Origin of the sequence: Thioclava sp. FR2, from assembly GCF_051200875.1 — a bacterium.
GTDB lineage: Bacteria > Pseudomonadota > Alphaproteobacteria > Rhodobacterales > Rhodobacteraceae > Pseudotabrizicola.
In genome coordinates this window covers 2,932,124-2,948,278 of record NZ_CP195191.1, presented here as the reverse complement: position 1 = coordinate 2,948,278, position 16,155 = coordinate 2,932,124, and the positions used below count along the sequence as shown (strand labels likewise).

At 64.5% G+C, this 16,155-nt stretch carries 19 protein-coding genes and 1 tRNA gene; 12 read left to right on the top strand and 8 right to left on the bottom strand.

Translation table 11 applies throughout. The features are described 5' to 3' along the window. Window positions 1-6 precede the first annotated feature (6 nt). The 3 genes from ACSBLW_RS14250 to ACSBLW_RS14240 all read right to left on the bottom strand — a co-directional run bounded on the left by ACSBLW_RS14250 (window position 7) and on the right by ACSBLW_RS14240 (window position 4,703). On the bottom strand, window positions 7-3,129 hold the full coding sequence (locus ACSBLW_RS14250) for an anti-phage-associated DUF499 domain-containing protein (protein WP_435257269.1): 3,123 nt from the start codon (window positions 3,127-3,129) through the stop codon (window positions 7-9). Continuing rightward, window positions 3,122-3,322, bottom strand: a complete 201-nt coding sequence (locus ACSBLW_RS14245) for a ribbon-helix-helix protein, CopG family (RefSeq protein ID WP_435257268.1) — start codon at window positions 3,320-3,322, stop codon at window positions 3,122-3,124. The genes ACSBLW_RS14250 and ACSBLW_RS14245 overlap by 8 nt, the downstream gene beginning before the upstream one ends. A gap of 145 nt (window positions 3,323-3,467) precedes the next feature. Next, window positions 3,468-4,703 carry a tyrosine-type recombinase/integrase gene (locus tag ACSBLW_RS14240; protein ID WP_435257267.1) on the bottom strand — a complete coding sequence of 412 codons (1,236 nt, stop codon included), beginning with the start codon at window positions 4,701-4,703 and terminating at the stop codon, window positions 3,468-3,470. On the opposite strand from ACSBLW_RS14240, the gene ACSBLW_RS14235 reads away from it, so the two are divergent. Further along, window positions 4,704-4,859, top strand: coding sequence for a hypothetical protein (locus tag ACSBLW_RS14235; RefSeq protein ID WP_435257266.1), 156 nt, complete (start codon window positions 4,704-4,706; stop codon window positions 4,857-4,859). On the opposite strand, the gene ACSBLW_RS14230 is transcribed toward ACSBLW_RS14235, so the two are convergent. Beyond that, window positions 4,846-5,439, bottom strand: a complete 594-nt coding sequence (locus ACSBLW_RS14230) for a hypothetical protein (protein WP_435257265.1) — start codon at window positions 5,437-5,439, stop codon at window positions 4,846-4,848. The two genes, ACSBLW_RS14235 and ACSBLW_RS14230, sit on opposite strands and share 14 nt — an antisense overlap. A gap of 312 nt (window positions 5,440-5,751) precedes the next feature. On the opposite strand from ACSBLW_RS14230, the gene ACSBLW_RS14225 reads away from it, so the two are divergent. The 7 genes from ACSBLW_RS14225 (at window position 5,752) to ACSBLW_RS14195 (ending at window position 10,386) form a co-directional block, all read left to right on the top strand. Then, window positions 5,752-6,006, top strand: coding sequence for a helix-turn-helix transcriptional regulator (locus ACSBLW_RS14225; protein ID WP_435257264.1), 255 nt, complete (start codon window positions 5,752-5,754; stop codon window positions 6,004-6,006). 13 nt (window positions 6,007-6,019) lie between these two features. Continuing rightward, the gene (locus ACSBLW_RS14220) at window positions 6,020-6,214 is read left to right on the top strand and encodes a hypothetical protein (protein WP_435257263.1); all 195 of its coding nucleotides are present in this window, start codon (window positions 6,020-6,022) and stop codon (window positions 6,212-6,214) included. Then, on the top strand, window positions 6,211-7,128 hold the full coding sequence (locus tag ACSBLW_RS14215; protein WP_435257262.1) for a helix-turn-helix domain-containing protein: 918 nt from the start codon (window positions 6,211-6,213) through the stop codon (window positions 7,126-7,128). Before ACSBLW_RS14220 ends, ACSBLW_RS14215 begins: the two co-directional genes overlap by 4 nt. A gap of 29 nt (window positions 7,129-7,157) precedes the next feature. Further along, window positions 7,158-7,679: a DUF6362 family protein gene (locus ACSBLW_RS14210; RefSeq protein WP_435257261.1), complete on the top strand. Its 522-nt coding sequence runs from the start codon at window positions 7,158-7,160 to the stop codon at window positions 7,677-7,679. Between the two features lie 256 nt (window positions 7,680-7,935). After that, window positions 7,936-8,712, top strand: coding sequence for a ParB/Srx family N-terminal domain-containing protein (locus ACSBLW_RS14205; protein WP_435257260.1), 777 nt, complete (start codon window positions 7,936-7,938; stop codon window positions 8,710-8,712). Then, on the top strand, window positions 8,705-9,685 hold the full coding sequence (locus tag ACSBLW_RS14200; RefSeq protein WP_435257259.1) for a DNA methyltransferase: 981 nt from the start codon (window positions 8,705-8,707) through the stop codon (window positions 9,683-9,685). The genes ACSBLW_RS14205 and ACSBLW_RS14200 overlap by 8 nt, the downstream gene beginning before the upstream one ends. After that, window positions 9,682-10,386 carry a pyridoxal-phosphate dependent enzyme gene (locus ACSBLW_RS14195; RefSeq protein ID WP_435257258.1) on the top strand — a complete coding sequence of 235 codons (705 nt, stop codon included), beginning with the start codon at window positions 9,682-9,684 and terminating at the stop codon, window positions 10,384-10,386. Before ACSBLW_RS14200 ends, ACSBLW_RS14195 begins: the two co-directional genes overlap by 4 nt. Window positions 10,387-10,421: 35 nt before the next feature. On the opposite strand, the gene ACSBLW_RS14190 is transcribed toward ACSBLW_RS14195, so the two are convergent. The 4 genes from ACSBLW_RS14190 to ACSBLW_RS14175 all read right to left on the bottom strand — a co-directional run bounded on the left by ACSBLW_RS14190 (window position 10,422) and on the right by ACSBLW_RS14175 (window position 11,756). Continuing rightward, window positions 10,422-10,510, bottom strand: a tRNA-Phe gene (locus ACSBLW_RS14190). Window positions 10,511-10,588: 78 nt separating this feature from the next. Then, window positions 10,589-10,924 carry a hypothetical protein gene (locus ACSBLW_RS14185; RefSeq protein ID WP_435257257.1) on the bottom strand — a complete coding sequence of 112 codons (336 nt, stop codon included), beginning with the start codon at window positions 10,922-10,924 and terminating at the stop codon, window positions 10,589-10,591. Continuing rightward, window positions 10,921-11,523: a hypothetical protein gene (locus tag ACSBLW_RS14180; RefSeq protein ID WP_435257256.1), complete on the bottom strand. Its 603-nt coding sequence runs from the start codon at window positions 11,521-11,523 to the stop codon at window positions 10,921-10,923. Before ACSBLW_RS14180 ends, ACSBLW_RS14185 begins: the two co-directional genes overlap by 4 nt. An 11-nt stretch (window positions 11,524-11,534) precedes the next feature. Continuing rightward, on the bottom strand, window positions 11,535-11,756 hold the full coding sequence (locus ACSBLW_RS14175; RefSeq protein WP_099649295.1) for a hypothetical protein: 222 nt from the start codon (window positions 11,754-11,756) through the stop codon (window positions 11,535-11,537). 91 nt (window positions 11,757-11,847) lie between these two features. Here ACSBLW_RS14175 and ACSBLW_RS14170 point away from each other — a divergent pair, with 91 nt between their 5' ends. Genes ACSBLW_RS14170 through ACSBLW_RS14155 form a run of 4 tightly spaced genes read left to right on the top strand, consistent with a single transcriptional unit; the run spans window position 11,848 to window position 16,154 of the window. Next, complete coding sequence (locus ACSBLW_RS14170) at window positions 11,848-12,456, top strand: elements of external origin (RefSeq protein WP_435257255.1); 609 nt, start codon at window positions 11,848-11,850, stop codon at window positions 12,454-12,456. Next, window positions 12,443-14,425: a phage terminase large subunit family protein gene (locus ACSBLW_RS14165; protein ID WP_435257254.1), complete on the top strand. Its 1,983-nt coding sequence runs from the start codon at window positions 12,443-12,445 to the stop codon at window positions 14,423-14,425. The genes ACSBLW_RS14170 and ACSBLW_RS14165 overlap by 14 nt, the downstream gene beginning before the upstream one ends. After that, window positions 14,425-14,634 (top strand): phage head-tail joining protein, encoded by a 210-nt coding sequence (locus tag ACSBLW_RS14160; protein WP_435257253.1) that lies wholly within the window; start codon window positions 14,425-14,427, stop codon window positions 14,632-14,634. Before ACSBLW_RS14165 ends, ACSBLW_RS14160 begins: the two co-directional genes overlap by 1 nt. Then, a complete protein-coding gene (locus ACSBLW_RS14155) occupies window positions 14,631-16,154 on the top strand; it encodes a phage portal protein (protein WP_435257252.1) in 1,524 nt (507 codons plus the stop codon). Before ACSBLW_RS14160 ends, ACSBLW_RS14155 begins: the two co-directional genes overlap by 4 nt. The last annotated feature ends 1 nt before the right edge of the window (window position 16,155 follow it).

The window sequence follows — 16,155 nt, the reverse complement described above, 5'->3', positions numbered from 1 at the left end:
GTGGTCTCAAGCCTCCTGTGCGATGTCACCGGGTCGAAGTTCGAGCCCAGCGATCTTGGCGAACTCCCTGACCTCAAACCCATTTTCGAACTGAATGCCATCACTGATTGTGATCGCAACCGGTGCCTGATCTTCATTCAGAACCTGCCGAAGGGTGTTGACGACCCCCTCGATCATAGCCGCGGTCACTTCACGCTCCTGGAAGCGAACAGTCACGGTCGTTTCACCCTGTCCGATCTCAATCCGCACACCCTTAAACCGCGTGTTTCCGCTCTCTCGAAAACGGTTGATCACTCCGTAGACCCGGTCAGTCGTGTCTAGAGAAACGCGTTTCGCTTGCAGGCGCGCTGGCTTTGCATCGTCGATCTGAACCCTGCGATCTCCGCTGGCCACGATCTGGAAGTCAGCAGTTTTGGTCGCTTCGCCGGAACGAGCATACACCAAGAGCCGAACCGCCTCGGAGCCAATCTCGAACGGTTCCTTATACTCGATGCCGTCCTTTGGGTTCGACCCGTCCAATGTATATGTCAGCGATGCGCGTGGGGTCGATTGCAGGGTGATCCTCCGCTTGTCAGCCGATGGCTCAACCTGATGGCGGATTTTGAGGTCTGCCACCCACCGAACGGCAGGGCCGCTTTCGAACCGACCCGAGGGGTCGCGCACCCAAAAATAGAGTGAGCCCTCGAGGGTTGAGAAGCTGTCAAGGTTCTCGACTTGAGGATCAGAGGCAGACACCTCCGGCTTTGGCGAGTAGTGCACGATGGGGCTGTCGCCAGCGTTCCGGGGCGTCAAAGCCAGGGTTGCCTCCCCGGTTTCAGAGCTGACGCTCTGGACAGTCACGTTGACGGTGCACTTTTCCTTCGGGAACGGACCCTTTTCAACGTAACCATCTTCCCCCAAGCGCCACCGGCCTTGCTTCAGCGCCTCTGCCTTGAGGACATCCATCCCAGCGGAGCCAGGCATCCAAGGCCAAGCTGGGTTGTTCTTTGCGCGACTAACGACGTCCTTCCAAGGCGTGCGACGATTGTCCTTACCTGATGGCCAAAGATACTCCTCGGCCATTGCAAAGTACTCTGCGAAGTTCTCGCTGAGGTTCAGGACCAACTTGTAGTTGGCACGCGGACTCGAGAGCAGTTTCTCAATCTGGTTCTCGGCCGATTGATCTCCGTCTCCGATCTTCAAGCCGTTATCGATCGTGACGGGCACGAGCCGTTCGCTTCCGTCCGTCTCTTCGAGGCTCGGGAAGTAGAGGCGATTGTACCCAGCAGACAGCGCTTTGTTGAACCGGTCCTCCGCCTCCTCAGCACGGTCTCGAGCCTCCTCGAAGAGCGTGTCGCCAGCCTTCAGCCGCTTCGAAATCTGTTCGATTGCATAGAGATCCCGAAGCCGGTCTTCCACCGCATCCGCAAGATGGCTGTCTTGCCCCGTCAGCACCAACAGGTTGTTTTTGTCCTGCTGGTAATCAAAGAAGTTTTGCAGTTCACTTGGAGGGACCCGCCCGTCAGGGCGGATAACAATCATCACTCGAGGTCCGCTCAGCCTAATGTCGTCAAGCTTCGGAAGGACCTGTAGCTCTTGGTACGCTTTTTTACTGCTAGGCTGCAAAATACCGGTAAGACGATTGATCAGGGCTTGGTCGATTTTGGGCTGTGGTATCTCCTTAGCCGTCCGTTCAATCTGCCTTGAGAGGTTTTCCGTTTCTTTGATGAAGAAACGCTGCTCTTCACGGTGAAGATACCAGGCTTGATCTCTCAGCTTCTCAATCGCGGAAAGAAACTCATCCGGCTTGCGGAATGGGGCGGCAAGATACTCAACAATTTCACTATCGGAGAGTCCAATCCGACCACCGACCGCCCGCGATAGCGATGAGGCGAGTAGAAGCGTCATTACTTGGCGCGCCGAGTCCGAGCCAAACTCAACGTCGATCTTTTCTGAAATGGCGTTCCCACCATCCGAGATGTCCCTTGTGACAGCGGGTAGCAACTTCGGTGCGATCCGTTCGATCTCGTCGCGAACCTGTGAGTCATTCAAATCAAGGTGCTGCGTTCCGATCAGGAACACATCATCGCTTTCGCGCTGCGCAACGCTCTTCAAGAGACGCGCTGTGAACTGCATCAAGCCGCGAGTCTGTCGGAATCCTTCGTTTTCCTTGAAGAGAGCCACTAGGTTCTTGAAGGACGGGTGGAAGGGATAAGTCTCGCGGACCTGCTCGGCAATCTGTTCAATGCTCGAGGCAATGATGTATCCGCCATCCTCAGCCTTCTTGACTTGTTGCGCATACTCTTCCGCGATGTCAGAGACGACACGGTCATCTGGCACCTCGTCGATCAACCGCTTGCGGAGAATCTTGTAGATTTCGTTGCCCGCCAGCTGAACTGGCGTGATAGTCATAGCCTGCCTACGGGTCTCTTGCTGAAGGTTTTCAATTGCTTCAGCCAAAGCTTTGGTCTGAGACTTGTAGCTGCCCGACAAGTTCGCGATCACGATGGCGCAGTTCGGCAACTCAAGGGCAGCGCTCATCAGAGAGCTAAGGCTGTAAACGACCATGTCGGCCAACGTGCCATTTCCCATGGCCTGGGTTGAGGCGTTTTGCAGGTATGGAGGAAGCTCATCGAGCAAGATGAGTGTCGGAGTGTCCCCGATGATTTCCTTCCATTTGCGTTGATCGACTGTTCTCGGGCCGTTCACCCAGAAAGGTTTGATCGCTTCAGCTGCACCCAGCTGAGAAGCAATCTCTCCCCAGATATAGTTGTCAGGGCTATTTCGTCCGTTGAACGCCGCAATGCGAGCGGAGCCAAAATCTACCCGACTGTTCAGATCAGCGGGGAGCACATCTGGACGCAGCTGAGGATAGCGCGCGAGAAGGCCTAGCGCGACCATCATGTGGGTCTTACCGCCACCCATCGCTTGTGTCAGTTCAAAAACGGCCTGATCAGATTTGCCTGACAGGCGGAGCATACCCTCCTTGAACAGTTGCTCCATCCCCTGCGTGATAAAGTTCCGCGCGAAGAACTCGCGACCGTCGCCCTTATCCGCAATAAGGTCTGCTAGATTTTCAATACCCTCGGCCATCCGATAATCATTGATGATCGGGTTGAAAACGCAGGCCTGCTTTACCGTCTTAATCATTCGAACCGCTCCCGGAAGTCTTGGTCTTTGCTGCACCCGGAGCGGAATACTCCTTCTGTTCACAATAGGTCAGGATCATCACTTCAACCATGTTGGCTATCGAGCGATGCTCCGCTGCCGCCGCTTGCCGAAGTGCTTCCTTGAGGTCCGGCTCGATCCTCAAAGTGAGAGTCGATGTTTTGTTGATGGCCACCCCAGGCTCCTACCTATGCTGCAAAGGTACTGCATTTGGCAGTATTGCACCGCAGGGAGCTGTCCGGAAGCCTATAAACGCCTTCGCGAGCGCAGCCTGAAGTGTTTCCTAGGGTTGAGCAGTTCAGCCTTCTCCGAGCTGCGGCCTAATCGGAGGCGCCAACCACCCGCAGGCGCGGCTTCAGCATCTCACCCACGGCGTTTACCCCGGCGCGGAGGGGCGCGTCGATCAGGTGGGCGTAGCGTTGCGTCGTGCCGATCTGGGTGTGGCCCAGAAGGCGACCGATCATTTCCAGCGATGCACCGCCGGAGACCAGAAGGGACGCGAAGGTGTGGCGCAGGTCGTGGATACGGACGTCGGGGATCTGGGCGACCTTCTGCATCTTGGGCCAGAAACGCTTGGGATCACCGACCGGCTGGTCGGGCACATCCCCGGGGAACAGGAAGGGGCAACCCTTCGGCACGATTTCCCTGCGCAGGCGGATCAGCGCCACGGCCTCGTGCGAGATCGGCACGCGGTGGATGCGGCGCTGCTTGGTATAGGCCGCCTGCTTGGTCCAGATGGCGAGGTCGAGGTTGAACTGGTCAAAGGTGGCCGTCCGGACCTCGCCCAGCCGGGCGCCGGTCAGCATGCAGAGGCGGATGATGCTGGCAGCGCGCTGATCTTCATCGACGGCCAGGGCGTTGGCCAGACGTTCGATTTCTTCGAAGGAGAGGAACCGGTCGCGGGCGACCTCGGGCCGACGGCGGAACCCGAAGGCAGGGTTGTCGGTGCGCATTTTCCACAGCATGGCGAGATTGAACATCTTGCGCAGCATCTCGCCCGCGCGGTTGGCCCGCACCGGCGTGGGCTTCGGCGGGGCCAGTTTCTTGCGCCGCTTCTGGGTGGGTTTCTTCTTCGACGGCCGCGCCCGCCCGGCGGCGATTTTGGTCAGCAGGCGATCGACGTCGGTGGGCGTGATGTCCGCCACCTTGCGGTTCTTCCACTCTGGCAAGACCAGTTTTTCCAGCATGCTCTTCTGATCCGAGGCGTTGGTCTTGGCCAGTTTGGGCAGGTGTTCCTCGATGAACCGCTCGGCCAGTTCCTTAACCGTCGGCGCCCCCCGGGCGGCCTTGCGGGTATCAAGCGGGTCATCCCCACGATCAATCTCGCGGATCAGGCGTTTGGCTTCATCCCGGGCGGCTGTAACTGACCACGTCGGCCAGACCCCGATGGTGAAGCGCTTCTGCTGGCCCGCGATCCGGTAGATTAGCACAAACCCTTTGCGCCCGGTGGTGTAGACGCAGAGCCCGAAACCGGGGGTGTCTTCGTCAAACAGGACGTACTTGCGGCTGCCGATTTCCGCAGCCTTTACAACGCGTTCAGAGAGTTTTGCCTTCATGTGACGCTCCTTTCACCCGCAGTCAGCGACGACCTGCGGCGCGGAGCAATGTCTCATTCGGGCCAAACCGGCGCAGAGGCGGAAACCGGCGGAAAGGTCCGGGGAATTACGCCGGTCAGGGCGGCGCTGGGCGGGCCGGGTGCTATTCCGGCTTGAGCCGCTGCCATACCACTTTGACTTTCTTGCGAATTGTGGACGGATCGGGGGCTTCACCCCAATTCGGGTCATCCATGATCCAGTCTTGCATGACGTCCACCAGTTCGGTCTGCGTGTCGGGCAAGCCGTCGTGGAAAATCCGGCAGCACATCTCGACGTAGAATCGCTCCCAACTATGCCGCGTGGGGGCGCCCGGCCCGACCACAACCCGGCGCACAAGGCTGTTCTCCTCCTCGAAGCGTTCAATCTCGGTCGTTCGGATCAGGACGTCGGTCGATAGAACCCTTACGCCCTCGGCCGGATGGACGATCGATAACGGCTTGTCGCTGCCAGGAGGCCGCGCACGGCGGATCATGACAAAGCGCTCCGCATCACCGGCATCGCGAAAGAGCGGCCGGACATGGCCTGCGCGGACGGCGGCGTAATCGGACTCCTCTCCGCCCTGGAATTCCGCCTCTGTCAGCGAAACCATCAGCTCCAGCCTCCCGCTCATGGCCCAATCGATGATCTGCAAAGGTGCCCGCTCCCACCGAGCGGCCAATTCGCTGACAGTCAGGAACTCCTTGGGCGGAAACACCATCACCTGCCTCCCGTCACCGCCTTTCTTGTTGGACGCCCCAAACACAGGAGGGGCGCACCTCGCCCTTCTGGGCGCGGTGACGTTGTGGCGAATCTGTTGTGAACTGCTCCCCCTCAGATTGTCATAAAGCTGTCACCGATCAAGCCGGTTGCAGCACGTGTTTTGCGGGTTGAACCACGTTTGAACGGGAGCGGCGTAATTCCCTTTTCCTTTCCGCCGGTTTCCGCCTCTTCGCCGGTCCCTGCCCCGTGCTTGCCTCTCCTGGCCGATGACCGACCCTGATCCCCGGGGCGGCGGCGCGAGGAGAAACCCATGGATACCAATCCCTTGAAGGAGGCAGGCGCCGATCCGGCGCTGCTGGATGGCTGGCTTGATCGGGCGGAACTGGCCCGGCAATTGGCCCTGTCGGTCGACACGTTGCAGCGGTGGGAAACCCGGCGTGTGGGGCCGCCCTGCGTCCGGGTCGGCCGCAAAGTGCTCTACCGGAAGGAGGCTGTCCGCGACTGGCTGAAGGAGCAGGAAGCCCGCAAAACCGGCCAGCACAAGGCCGTGGCCGGGCGGCGCTGACATGGGGGTGCCGATGACCAAACTCACCTCCGAGGGCCGGTTTCCGGTGGCGGCCTTGATCGCCGAGGCCCAGCGCGAACTTGACCTCCGGCGCCAGTTCTACTGGGCCCGGGTGCGGGCCGGAAAGATGCGCCAGGACGACGCGCATCTGCGCATCGCGCTGATGGAGGCGATCGTGAAGCGGCTGACGGTGACGGCAGCGCTATGAGCCATCGCGCCACCAACTGGGCGATCCAGCAGCGCGGGCTGGCGCCTGCGACCAAGCTCGTCCTCTGGCATCTCTGCGACCGGCACAACCCGGACTACGGGTGTTTTCCGTCGCAGGACCAGTTGGCGGCCGATGCCGAAATCTCGCGCGCCAGCCTCAACACCCACCTCGACAAACTGGAACAGGCCGGGCTGATCCGCCGCGAACGGCGCCTCGCCGAAGACACGAAACGCCAGCGGACAACCCGGTACTTCCTCGGCTTCGAGGAGGATTTCGCCCAAAAGCCATGTCCAGAATCTGGACACGGGTCGACCCCAGAGCCGTGTCCAGATTTCGCGAAAAGCCGTGTCCAGAATCTGGACACTAACCCTGTAAGTAAAGAACCAGTAATTACTACCGCGCGTGACGCGGGCGCGACGCGCGAGGGCCGGGCTGACGACGAGGGCCCCGATCTGGACGCGGCAGAAGCCGCCTGCTTGGCCGCCTGCGGAGAGGGCATGGCACCGGCCGCCAGGGCGGCGATCACCGCCACCACGGCCACGATCGGCGCATGGCTTAAAGCGGGCTGCGACCTCGAACTGGACGTGCTGCCGGTGATAACCGAACGCACGGCCAAGCCCCGAGGCAGTCCGATCCGGACGTGGGATTACTTCAGCCAGGCGATCGCGGCGCGGCACGCCAAGCGGACCGCCCTAGCGGCTAAGGCGAAACATGCTGGGGAAGCTGGCGCTGGCCCTGCCGTTGCGCCTGGAGGCCCATCCATAAGCCCCGAGGACCGGCTGGCGCGCCTGGCCGCCTGGCTGAACTCGGGGGCCTACGTGCCGCCTAGCGCCGTCACGAACACCCAGCGCGATGCCCTGCTGCGGGCGGGCCTTGTGACCGAGGCCACCCTGCGCGCCCACCAAATCTACTGATCCGCACCCCTGCCCCGAAGGAGCCCCCATTGCGCCTGACGCCCCGCGAGATCGAGGATCGCCTCGAAGAAGCCGCCTACACCCTGAGGAACCTACCCGAGAAGGACCGCCCCCGCGGCTATGGCAGCTCCTGGCCGCCGGTGGTGCACGATGCCAAGCACGCCTACGGCTATACACCGGAACGCCCCATGCGGGTGATCCCCAGCGCGGCCGCGATCAGCCGGATGGAGGAATGCTTCGACTGGCTCCTCATGCTGAACCCCGAGGATGCGCGGATCGTCTGGCTTCGGGCCGAGGGTGCCCGCTGGCGGCAGGTCTGCATCAGGGCTGGGGTGGTGCGATCGACTGCCTGGCGCCGCTGGGTGGCCGCTTTGCTGACCATCTCGAAGAAGCTGGAAAAGCTCGACAAATCAAAGGGCAAAGGCAAGGGCGCAAAACCCCTCACCGCAACCACCCGCACAACCCCGCGCGAAAGCGGCGCGGACGCCGAGGACAACCGGCCCGATCCGTCGAACTTCGGGCGCGACACTTTCCCGGGTTTTGACGCATAAAGAAGGCAAGATGGCGAAGGGTGCAAGCGACGGATCGCTTCACTCCACGGCCTCACTCCTGCTCCCGCCGCCGCTCCCGGCAGGCCCCCCGCGTTAGGTTCTCCCGGAAGGGAGACGTATGCGGGGGGCCTAGGCACGACTAACCGCTAGTGACAGAACAAAAATCTGGGTCCGCGCCGTGGGTGCGCGCTTTGGGTGCGCGGGTGCGCATCTCAGGCCGCAGCCCTCAACCGACCCCCTCCGAAAGGCCCCACCCGTGCTTCAGATCGAGATGCTGCCGGTTGACCGGCTGGTCCCCTATATCCGCAACGCCCGGACCCACAGCGAGGATCAGATCGCCCAGATCGCGGCCTCGATCGCCGAGTTCGGCTTCACCAATCCGATCCTGATCGGCGAGGACGAGGTGATCATCGCGGGCCATGGCCGCCTGATGGCCGCCAAGGCGCTGGGCCTTCCGCAAGTGCCGGTGATCGTGCTGGACCATCTGACCGAAGCCCAGTGCCGGGCGCTGGTGATCGCCGACAACCGCATCGCTGAAAACGCCGGGTGGGATGACGACCTGCTGCGGTCGGAACTGGCGGCGCTGCGCGAGGCGGATTTCGATCTGGACCTGATCGGCTTTGACGAGACCGAACTCGACGAGATCATGGCCGGGTTCGAGGGGTTCGGGATGGGCGGCGGTGAAGGAGACCCCCAGGCTGAAGGCAGCGGCGGCAGCGCGGCGGCTCCTGCCCCGTCGGCGAACCTCGCCGAACGCTTCGGCATCCCACCCTTCTCGGTCTTCGAGGCCCGCAAGGGCTGGTGGCAGGATCGCAAGCGCGCCTGGCTGGATCTGGGTATTCGTTCCGAACTCGGCCGCGGCGCTGCCCCCGGCGGTGCGCCCCGCCCCCTCGATCGCGGCTGGTCCGGCGAGAAATCCTTCCCCGCCGTCCCCGGCATGGGAACCGCCGACCCGGCGCCGATCCACAAGGACATCGACCACTATCGCCACAAGAAGGGCAAGCGTACCCGGAAGGAGGCCGCCCATGGCTAAGGGCCCCGCCCGCACGTTTGGCCAAGACCTGATGCGCGGCGAGCATGTGGTCGGCGCTGGGCACACCCCGCAACCGACCGCCCCGCAGAATGGCGGCGTGCTTATGCCGTCGCACACCTCTGGCGACCCGTCCTTCTACGCCAAGAAGCGCGCCAAGGAGGCTGAGCTCGGCCGGGACCTGACGACAGAGGAATTCCTGGCCGATCACTATGCCGCCTCCGATGCGCCCACGGCCTCGGGCACCTCGATCTTCGATCCAGTCCTCTGCGAGATCGCCTATCGCTGGTTCTGCCCGCCGGGCGGCACGGTGCTGGACCCCTTCGCGGGAGGTTCCGTCCGCGGCATCGTCGCGGCCCGCCTCGGGCGACCCTACGTCGGCATCGAACTCCGCGCCGAACAGGTGGCCGCGAACCAGGCGCAGGCGGAACTGGCGGGCGACCCGGCGCCTCGCTGGATTGCAGGGGATTCCCGCGATCTGGCCCGGCTGGCCGCTGGCATCGAGGCCGATCTGGTGTTCAGCTGCCCCCCTTACTGGAACCTTGAACGCTATTCCGATGACCCCTCGGACCTTTCCAACATGCCTTTGGCCGATTTCCTGAAAGCGCAGGCCGAGATCATCGCGCAGGCCGTCGCCCGGCTTCGGCCGAACCGCTTCGCCGTCTGGGTGATCGGCGATGTGCGCGACGAGGGCGGCTTCTTCGTCAACCTGCCCGGCCTGACGGTCGAAGCCTTCGAGGCCGCCGGTGCCCGGTTCTACAACGACGCGATCCTCGTCACCGCCGTCGGTTCCCTGCCCATCCGGGTCGGCCGCCAGTTCACCGCCGCCCGCAAGCTCGGCCGGACCCACCAGAACGTGCTGGTGTTCTGCAAGGGAGACCCCCGCAAGGCGACCGAGGCCTGCGGGCCGGTGGAGTTTGGCGAGATCGAAGGGCCTGACACCGACGACGAAGCCGACCCGGAGGACGACCAATGACCGCCCCGATCATTGAGATGCACCACGGCATTGCCGTTGTCCGCGACGATCTCTTCCCCGGCGGCACCAAGGCTCGCTTCATCGCGCAGGTCTTCGAGGGCGTTCAGGAAGCCGTCTATGCCAGCCCGCCCGAAGGTGGCGCCCAGACCGCGATCGCCACCGTCGCCCGGCGCCTCGGCAAGCGCGCCACGATCTTCGTCGCCGCCCGCACCCGGCCGCATCCCCGCACGCTTGAGGCCTCTCGCCTCGGCGCAAAGGTCGTGCCGATCAGCCCGGGCTATCTGTCGGTCGTGCAATCCCGTGCCCGCGAATACTGCCGCAACACCGGCGCCAGCCTGATCCCCTTCGGCGCCGACATCCCCGGCGCCGTTGAGGCCATCGCCGCCGCCGCCCGCCTGGCCGCCTTCGATCCCGAAGAGGTCTGGTGCGCCGCCGGTTCCGGCGTCCTCGCACGCGGCCTCGCCGCCGCTTGGCCAAAAGCCCGCCGCCACGTCGTCCAGATCGGCCGCGACCTCACCCCGCGCGAGGTTGCCGGGGCCACGATCCACGTCCACCCCCGCAAGTTCAGCGACCGCGCCGCGCTGGCTGTGCCGTTCCCAGCCGATCCGCACTATGACGCGAAGGCTTGGGAGCTGTGCCTCGCCAAGCGCGGCCCGGGGCGGGTGCTGTTCTGGAACGTGGCGCCGCTGGCCCGGGAATGAATTGACCCGCTCGACAGCAACAGCCGGAGCGGGCCAGAATAGGGGACGGGATTCGAACCCGTGAGACGCTTCCGCGTCTGGCCGGTTTTCAATCGGCTGCAATCGACCGCTCTGCCAACCCTCCAAATACTCCTACTAGGTAGGAGCCACTCTTGGCAGGACCCAAGAGTACTTCTTGAAAAGCCACAACAACTCCTAAAAGTCAATGCAGCATACACCCCAGCCCGAGCGCCTCGAACGCCTCCTTCAGCGCCGGATCGAAGCCGGGATCGATGCGGACTGGGCCGTAGCCGTGATCCCGGTTCCACTGATCAATCTCGCGCAGGGTGGCGGCGAATTCCTCGTCGGTGTCGCAGACGGTACGGGTGACATCGCCCTCGGCGAAGTTGAGGATGGTGCGTTCAGCGGGTGAGGCCCATGTGCCGAACCACGAGGCGTCTTGGGCGGTATCAACCTGCGCCCATCCCCGGGCGCAGGTGCACAGGTCGAAATCATGGCGATAGCGGTCGCCGGGTTCGAAGCTGCGGATGATCTTCATGCCCGGCCCTCCCGGGCTTCGATCGCCAGAACCGCGAGGTCGCGGTAGCGGGCCAGCGCCTTCGGGCTGGACGAAACCGGGTTGATCGGGATGGCGCGCAGGCCGGTGGCGTCGGCCTTCCCGACCAGTTCCACAAGCGCGGCCAGCTTGGCCCGAAACCGGGCGTGGGTCGCAGCCGAGAAGTCGGGCGGCGGGGGCAGTTCGCCCTGCCGGGCCTTGGCCTCGATGTCAGCATCCCGGCGGCGACGCGGGGCGCTGGGCGCGGCAGGGATGGCTTCAACGATCGGCTCGGCAGTGGCGGCTGATTGCGGTTCAGCAGTCGTGGTCGGTTCGTGGGCTTGCTCCGGTGCGGCCGGTGGCGCCGCCGCTGCTTCGCAGGCGTCGATCTCGGCCACCAGCCGCCCCTCGGCAGTCTCGAAGCCCGGGGCGGTCAGGATCGACTTGACCGCTTTGGGCGCCCGATCCGCCCCGATCCTGGCGGCCAGCAGGCGTTCGAACCGTTCGGCGGCGGCGGCCACGCTGGCACTGCGCCCCAAGGGGGCCTCGCTCAGGGGCTGGGCGAGGCGGTTGATCTGGACGGCGGAGAAATTGGTGAACATCTGGGCCTCCTTCAGGCGTTCTTGATGTGGGCGGAGCGGCCTTCTGCGGTCACCGCGTAGATCATGGTGCGGCTGTCTCCGAAGGTCGCGGCGAAGGCCTCGGCCTGATCGATCCGGTCAAACCGGGCGCGGATGCGGGTCGCGGGTTTCGACCCGCGGCAGGCGATGAAGTGGTCGGCGGCGGCGAGGCAATTGGCCTCGTGGCCGGTGATGGCGTGGGTCTTGGCGGGCATCGGAAACCTCCGTTTCAAGGTGTCGCAGACATTGCCGAGACCGCCCGAAGAGCAAGTCCAAATCACTGACTTAATTGGAGAATGTCGCAAGATGGGGCTGTCGCGGCGCGCCTATGCCGCCTTGCGCGGGGTGCATGAAAGCGCCGTGCGCAAGGCAATCGCCACGGGGCGGATCACGACGGAAGCCGACGGCACGATCGACGCGGCCAAGGCCGATGCGATGTGGGACGCCTCGACCGATCCGGCGAAACAGCGCGGCGCACATGCTCGGGATCTGGGCCGCGGCACAGCAGCCGCAACGCGTGCCGTGGCGGGCACCAAGGCAGTGCCACGGCAGGCCTTTGCCGCCGTCGCCGAAACCTTGACCGAGGCCGGGGCCGATCCTGGCGGCGCCAGTGCCGAGGGCGGCGAGGTGTCCTTCGTCAAGGCGCGGATGGCGAATGAGGTGCTGAAAGCCCAGACCGCCCGGGTGCGGTTGCAGAAGATGAAGGGCGAGGTCGTCGATCGCGCCCGGGCCACGGCAATGGTCTTCGATCTGGCACGGCGGGAACGGGATGCCTGGCTAAACTGGCCGCCCCGTGTCGCGGCCGACATCGCCGCCGAACTCGGGGCCGAGCCGCATGCCGTGGAGCAGGTGCTGATGCGCTACCTCCGCCGCCATCTGGCGGAAATGTCGGAGGTCAAAGTTGAACTTCGCTAGCTTCGAGGGGGCCGAGGATATCGCCGTCGCCTGGGCGCGGGGTCTGGCGCCCGATCCGGCGCAGACCGTGGCCGAATGGGCCGATCGGCACCGCATCCTGTCGTCGCGGGCAGCATCGGAGGCCGGACCCTACCGGACGTCACGCACGCCTTACCTCAAGGCGATCATGGAGGCGCTGTCACCGAACAACCCGGCGCAGCGGGTCGTGTTCATGAAATCCGCCCAAGTTGGCGCGACAGAGGCCGGAAACAACTGGATCGGCTTCTGCATCCACCGCGCGCCGGGACCGATCCTGGCGGTGCAGCCAACGACCGATCTGGCCAAGCGCCTCAGCCAGCAGCGGATTGAGCCCCTGATCGAGGAGAGCCCCGATCTGCGGGCCTTGGTGTTGCCCGCCCGATCGCGCGACGCTGGAAACACGGTTCTGGCGAAGCGCTTCCCCGGCGGCCAGTTGGTGCTGACCGGGGCAAACTCGGCCGTCGGCCTGCGATCGATGCCTGCGCGCTGGCTCTTTCTAGACGAGGTCGATGCCTATCCGGGCGACCTTGAGGGCGAAGGTGATCCGGTGGCGCTGGCTGAAGCCCGCACCGACAGCTTTGGCCACCGCAAGAAAATCTTCCTGGCCTCGACGCCTACGATCAAGGGCCTCAGCCGGATCGAGCGGGAGTTCGAATTGACCGACCAGCGCCGCTATCACGTCCCCTGCCCGCATTGCGGCGGGCTGCAATGGCTGAAGTTTGAACGGCTGCGCTGGGAGAAGGGACGGCCGGAGACCGCTGCCTATCTCTGCGAACACTGCGAGGCCCCGATCGCGGAACGGCACAAGACCTGGATGATGGACGAGGAAAACGGAGCGGATTGGCTGCCGACCGCCGCCCCCGATGTTCAGGCCTCGGCCGAAACCGCCGGGGTGATCGGGTTCCATATCTCGGGGCTCTATTCCCCACTCGGCTGGTTGTCCTGGGAGGAGATCGCGCGGCGCTGGGATCAGGCGCAGGGCAATGACTCCGCCCTGAAAACCGTGAAAAACACCGTGCTCGGCGAAACCTGGGCGGAACGCGGCGAGGCACCGGATTGGCAGCGCCTCTATGAGCGGCGCGAGGATTGGCAAGTGGGCCGGGCTCCTTCCGGTGTGCTGATCTTGACGGCTGGGATCGACGTCCAGCGTGATCGGATCGAGATCGACGTCTGGGGCTGGGGCCGAAACCTGCGGTCATGGCTCGTCGATCATGTGGTTCTGGAAGGCGATACAGCCCGGGCCGACGTCTGGGCCAATCTGAATGAATTCCTCGCCATGACATGGGAACACGCCTCCGGCGCCCGAATGGCCTTGGCGCGGGTGGCGATCGACTCCGGCGACGGCGCCACGACAGACGCGGTTTATGCCTGGGTGCGGCAGGCGGGGCTTGGGCAGGTGATCGCCATCAAGGGCGTGGCCGGGTTCGACCGATCGACACCAGTGGACGGGCCGACCTATGTCGAAACCACCGAAGGCGGTCGCAAACTGCGCCGCGGGGTCAGGCTCTGGAAAGTGGCCGGGGCCGTGTTCAAGGCCGAGACCTACCGTTTCCTGCGCCTCGCGGCCCCGACCGACGAGGAACGGGCGGCCGGGGCCGACTGGCCTGCGGGCTTTGTCCACATCCCGAAGGGCACCACGGCCGAATGGGTGAAGCAGCTGACCTCCGAGCAGCTCGTCACCCGCAAAACCCGCACCGGCTATCAGAAGCTCGAATGGGAACAGACCCGGGAACGGAATGAGGCCCTCGATTGCCGGGTCTATGCCCGCGCCGCCGCCTGGCTGATGGGGATCGATCGCTGGGACAACGCGCGCTGGGAAGCGCTGGAAGAACAGATCGGGCCCGCGAGGCCTGCCACCACCCCTGCCGGTCAACCTGACCGACCGCAACCGCAATCTGCCCCGAAGCGGCCAACCGGCTGGCTCGGGCCCCGACGTGGAAAATGGCTCTGATGTCCTTCTCGCAAGCTGAACTCGATGCGCTGCGCCGCGCCTATGCCGCAGGTGCGCTGGTGGTGGAGTACGATGGGCGCCGCCTGACCTATGGCAATGCGGCCGATCTTCTCGCCCGCATCCGCTTCATCGAAGGCCAGATGGCCACCAGTTCCAGCGGGTCGCGCCCCGTGGCGGGCAAGGCCAGCTTCAGCCGGGGCCGCACATGAAACCGACCCCGCCTGATGTGCCTTGGGGCGTAATCGATCGGATCGTGGCCACTATCGCGCCCCGCACGGCCGCCCGGCGCTATGCGGCCCGGGTGGCGATCGCCAATCTGCGGCGCGGCTATGACGCCGCCGCCCGCGGACGTGGCACGGAAGGCTGGCGCGCCGGATCGACGGCCGCAGATGCGGAAATCGCCGTCGCAGGCGGCGCGTTGCGCGACCGGATGCGCGATCTCGTGCGCAATGATCCCCTCGCGGCAAAGGCTGTGCAGGTACTGGTGTCGAACATCGTCGGCACCGGCATTCGCCCCCGGGCGGCGGCGGCCGATCCGGCACTGAACAAGCTGGCTGACGACCTCTGGAAGCGCTGGGCGCCGCGGGCCGATGCCGATGGACATACCGACTTCCACGGCCTGACTGCCCTCGCCGTGCGCGAGATGATCGAAGGCGGCGAGGTCTTTGCCCTGCGCCGTCGCCGCCGGGCCAATGACCGACTCGCTGCCCCGGTTCAGATCCAGCTCAACGAGGCCGATCACCTCGACGGGGCAAAGTTTGACAACCGGCCGGATGGTGGGCGGATCGTCCAGGGCATCGAATATGACGCGCTGGGCCGCCGCCGGGGGTATTGGATGTTCCCCGATCACCCCGGCGATGCAATGCCGGTCTTTGGCCGCCGATTTGAATCGCTCCGGGTTGGCGCGGAAGGGGTGGCGCATCTCTTCGAACGCCAGCGGGTGCAGAACCGTGGTGTGCCTTGGGGGGTGCCTGCAATGCGGGCGCTCCGAGAACTGGGCGACTGGCAAACCGCAGAACTGGTCCGCAAGAAGATCGAGGCCTCGATGGTCGGCTTCGTCTTTGGCGCCGACGAGGACCAGCAATCCATGGCGCCGGTGGTGCAGGATGCCGATGGCAACCGCATCGAACAGTTCGAACCAGGCCTGATCGGCTATGTCCGGAACGGCAAGGACATCAAGTTCAACACGCCCGCCTCGACCTCGGGCATCTACGAATGGAACCGGGTGCAGCAGCACATCATCTCGGCCGGGTTCCGCGTGCCCTATGAGTTGATGACCGGCGATCTCAGTCAGGTGAACTTCGCCTCCTCGCGGGTCGGCCTGCATGAATTCCGCCGGATGGTGGAAGCGGTCCAATGGCAGGTCGTGATCCCGATGTTCTGCCAGCGCATCTGGGATTGGGTGATGGAGGCCGCCTGGACGGCCGGTGCCCTGCCCCAGCCCGAGATCGCCGTCGAATGGGCCCCGCCCAGGTTCGAGAGCGTGAACCCGCTGCAGGACGTCACCGCCGACTTGATGGAGGTCCGCGCCGGGTTCTCCACCCCGGCCCAGCAGATCGCCCGGCGTGGCTATGACCCGCGCGAGGTGGTCGAGGAATGGCAGAAGTATGCCGCCCTCTTCGATCAGCTGGGCCTGATCTTCGATGCCGATCCCCGCCGCGTCAGCCGCGCGGGTCTGGCGCAAGCCGTGGACCAGACGGGCAGCAGCCCGCCCCCCGACGAGAGGTAAT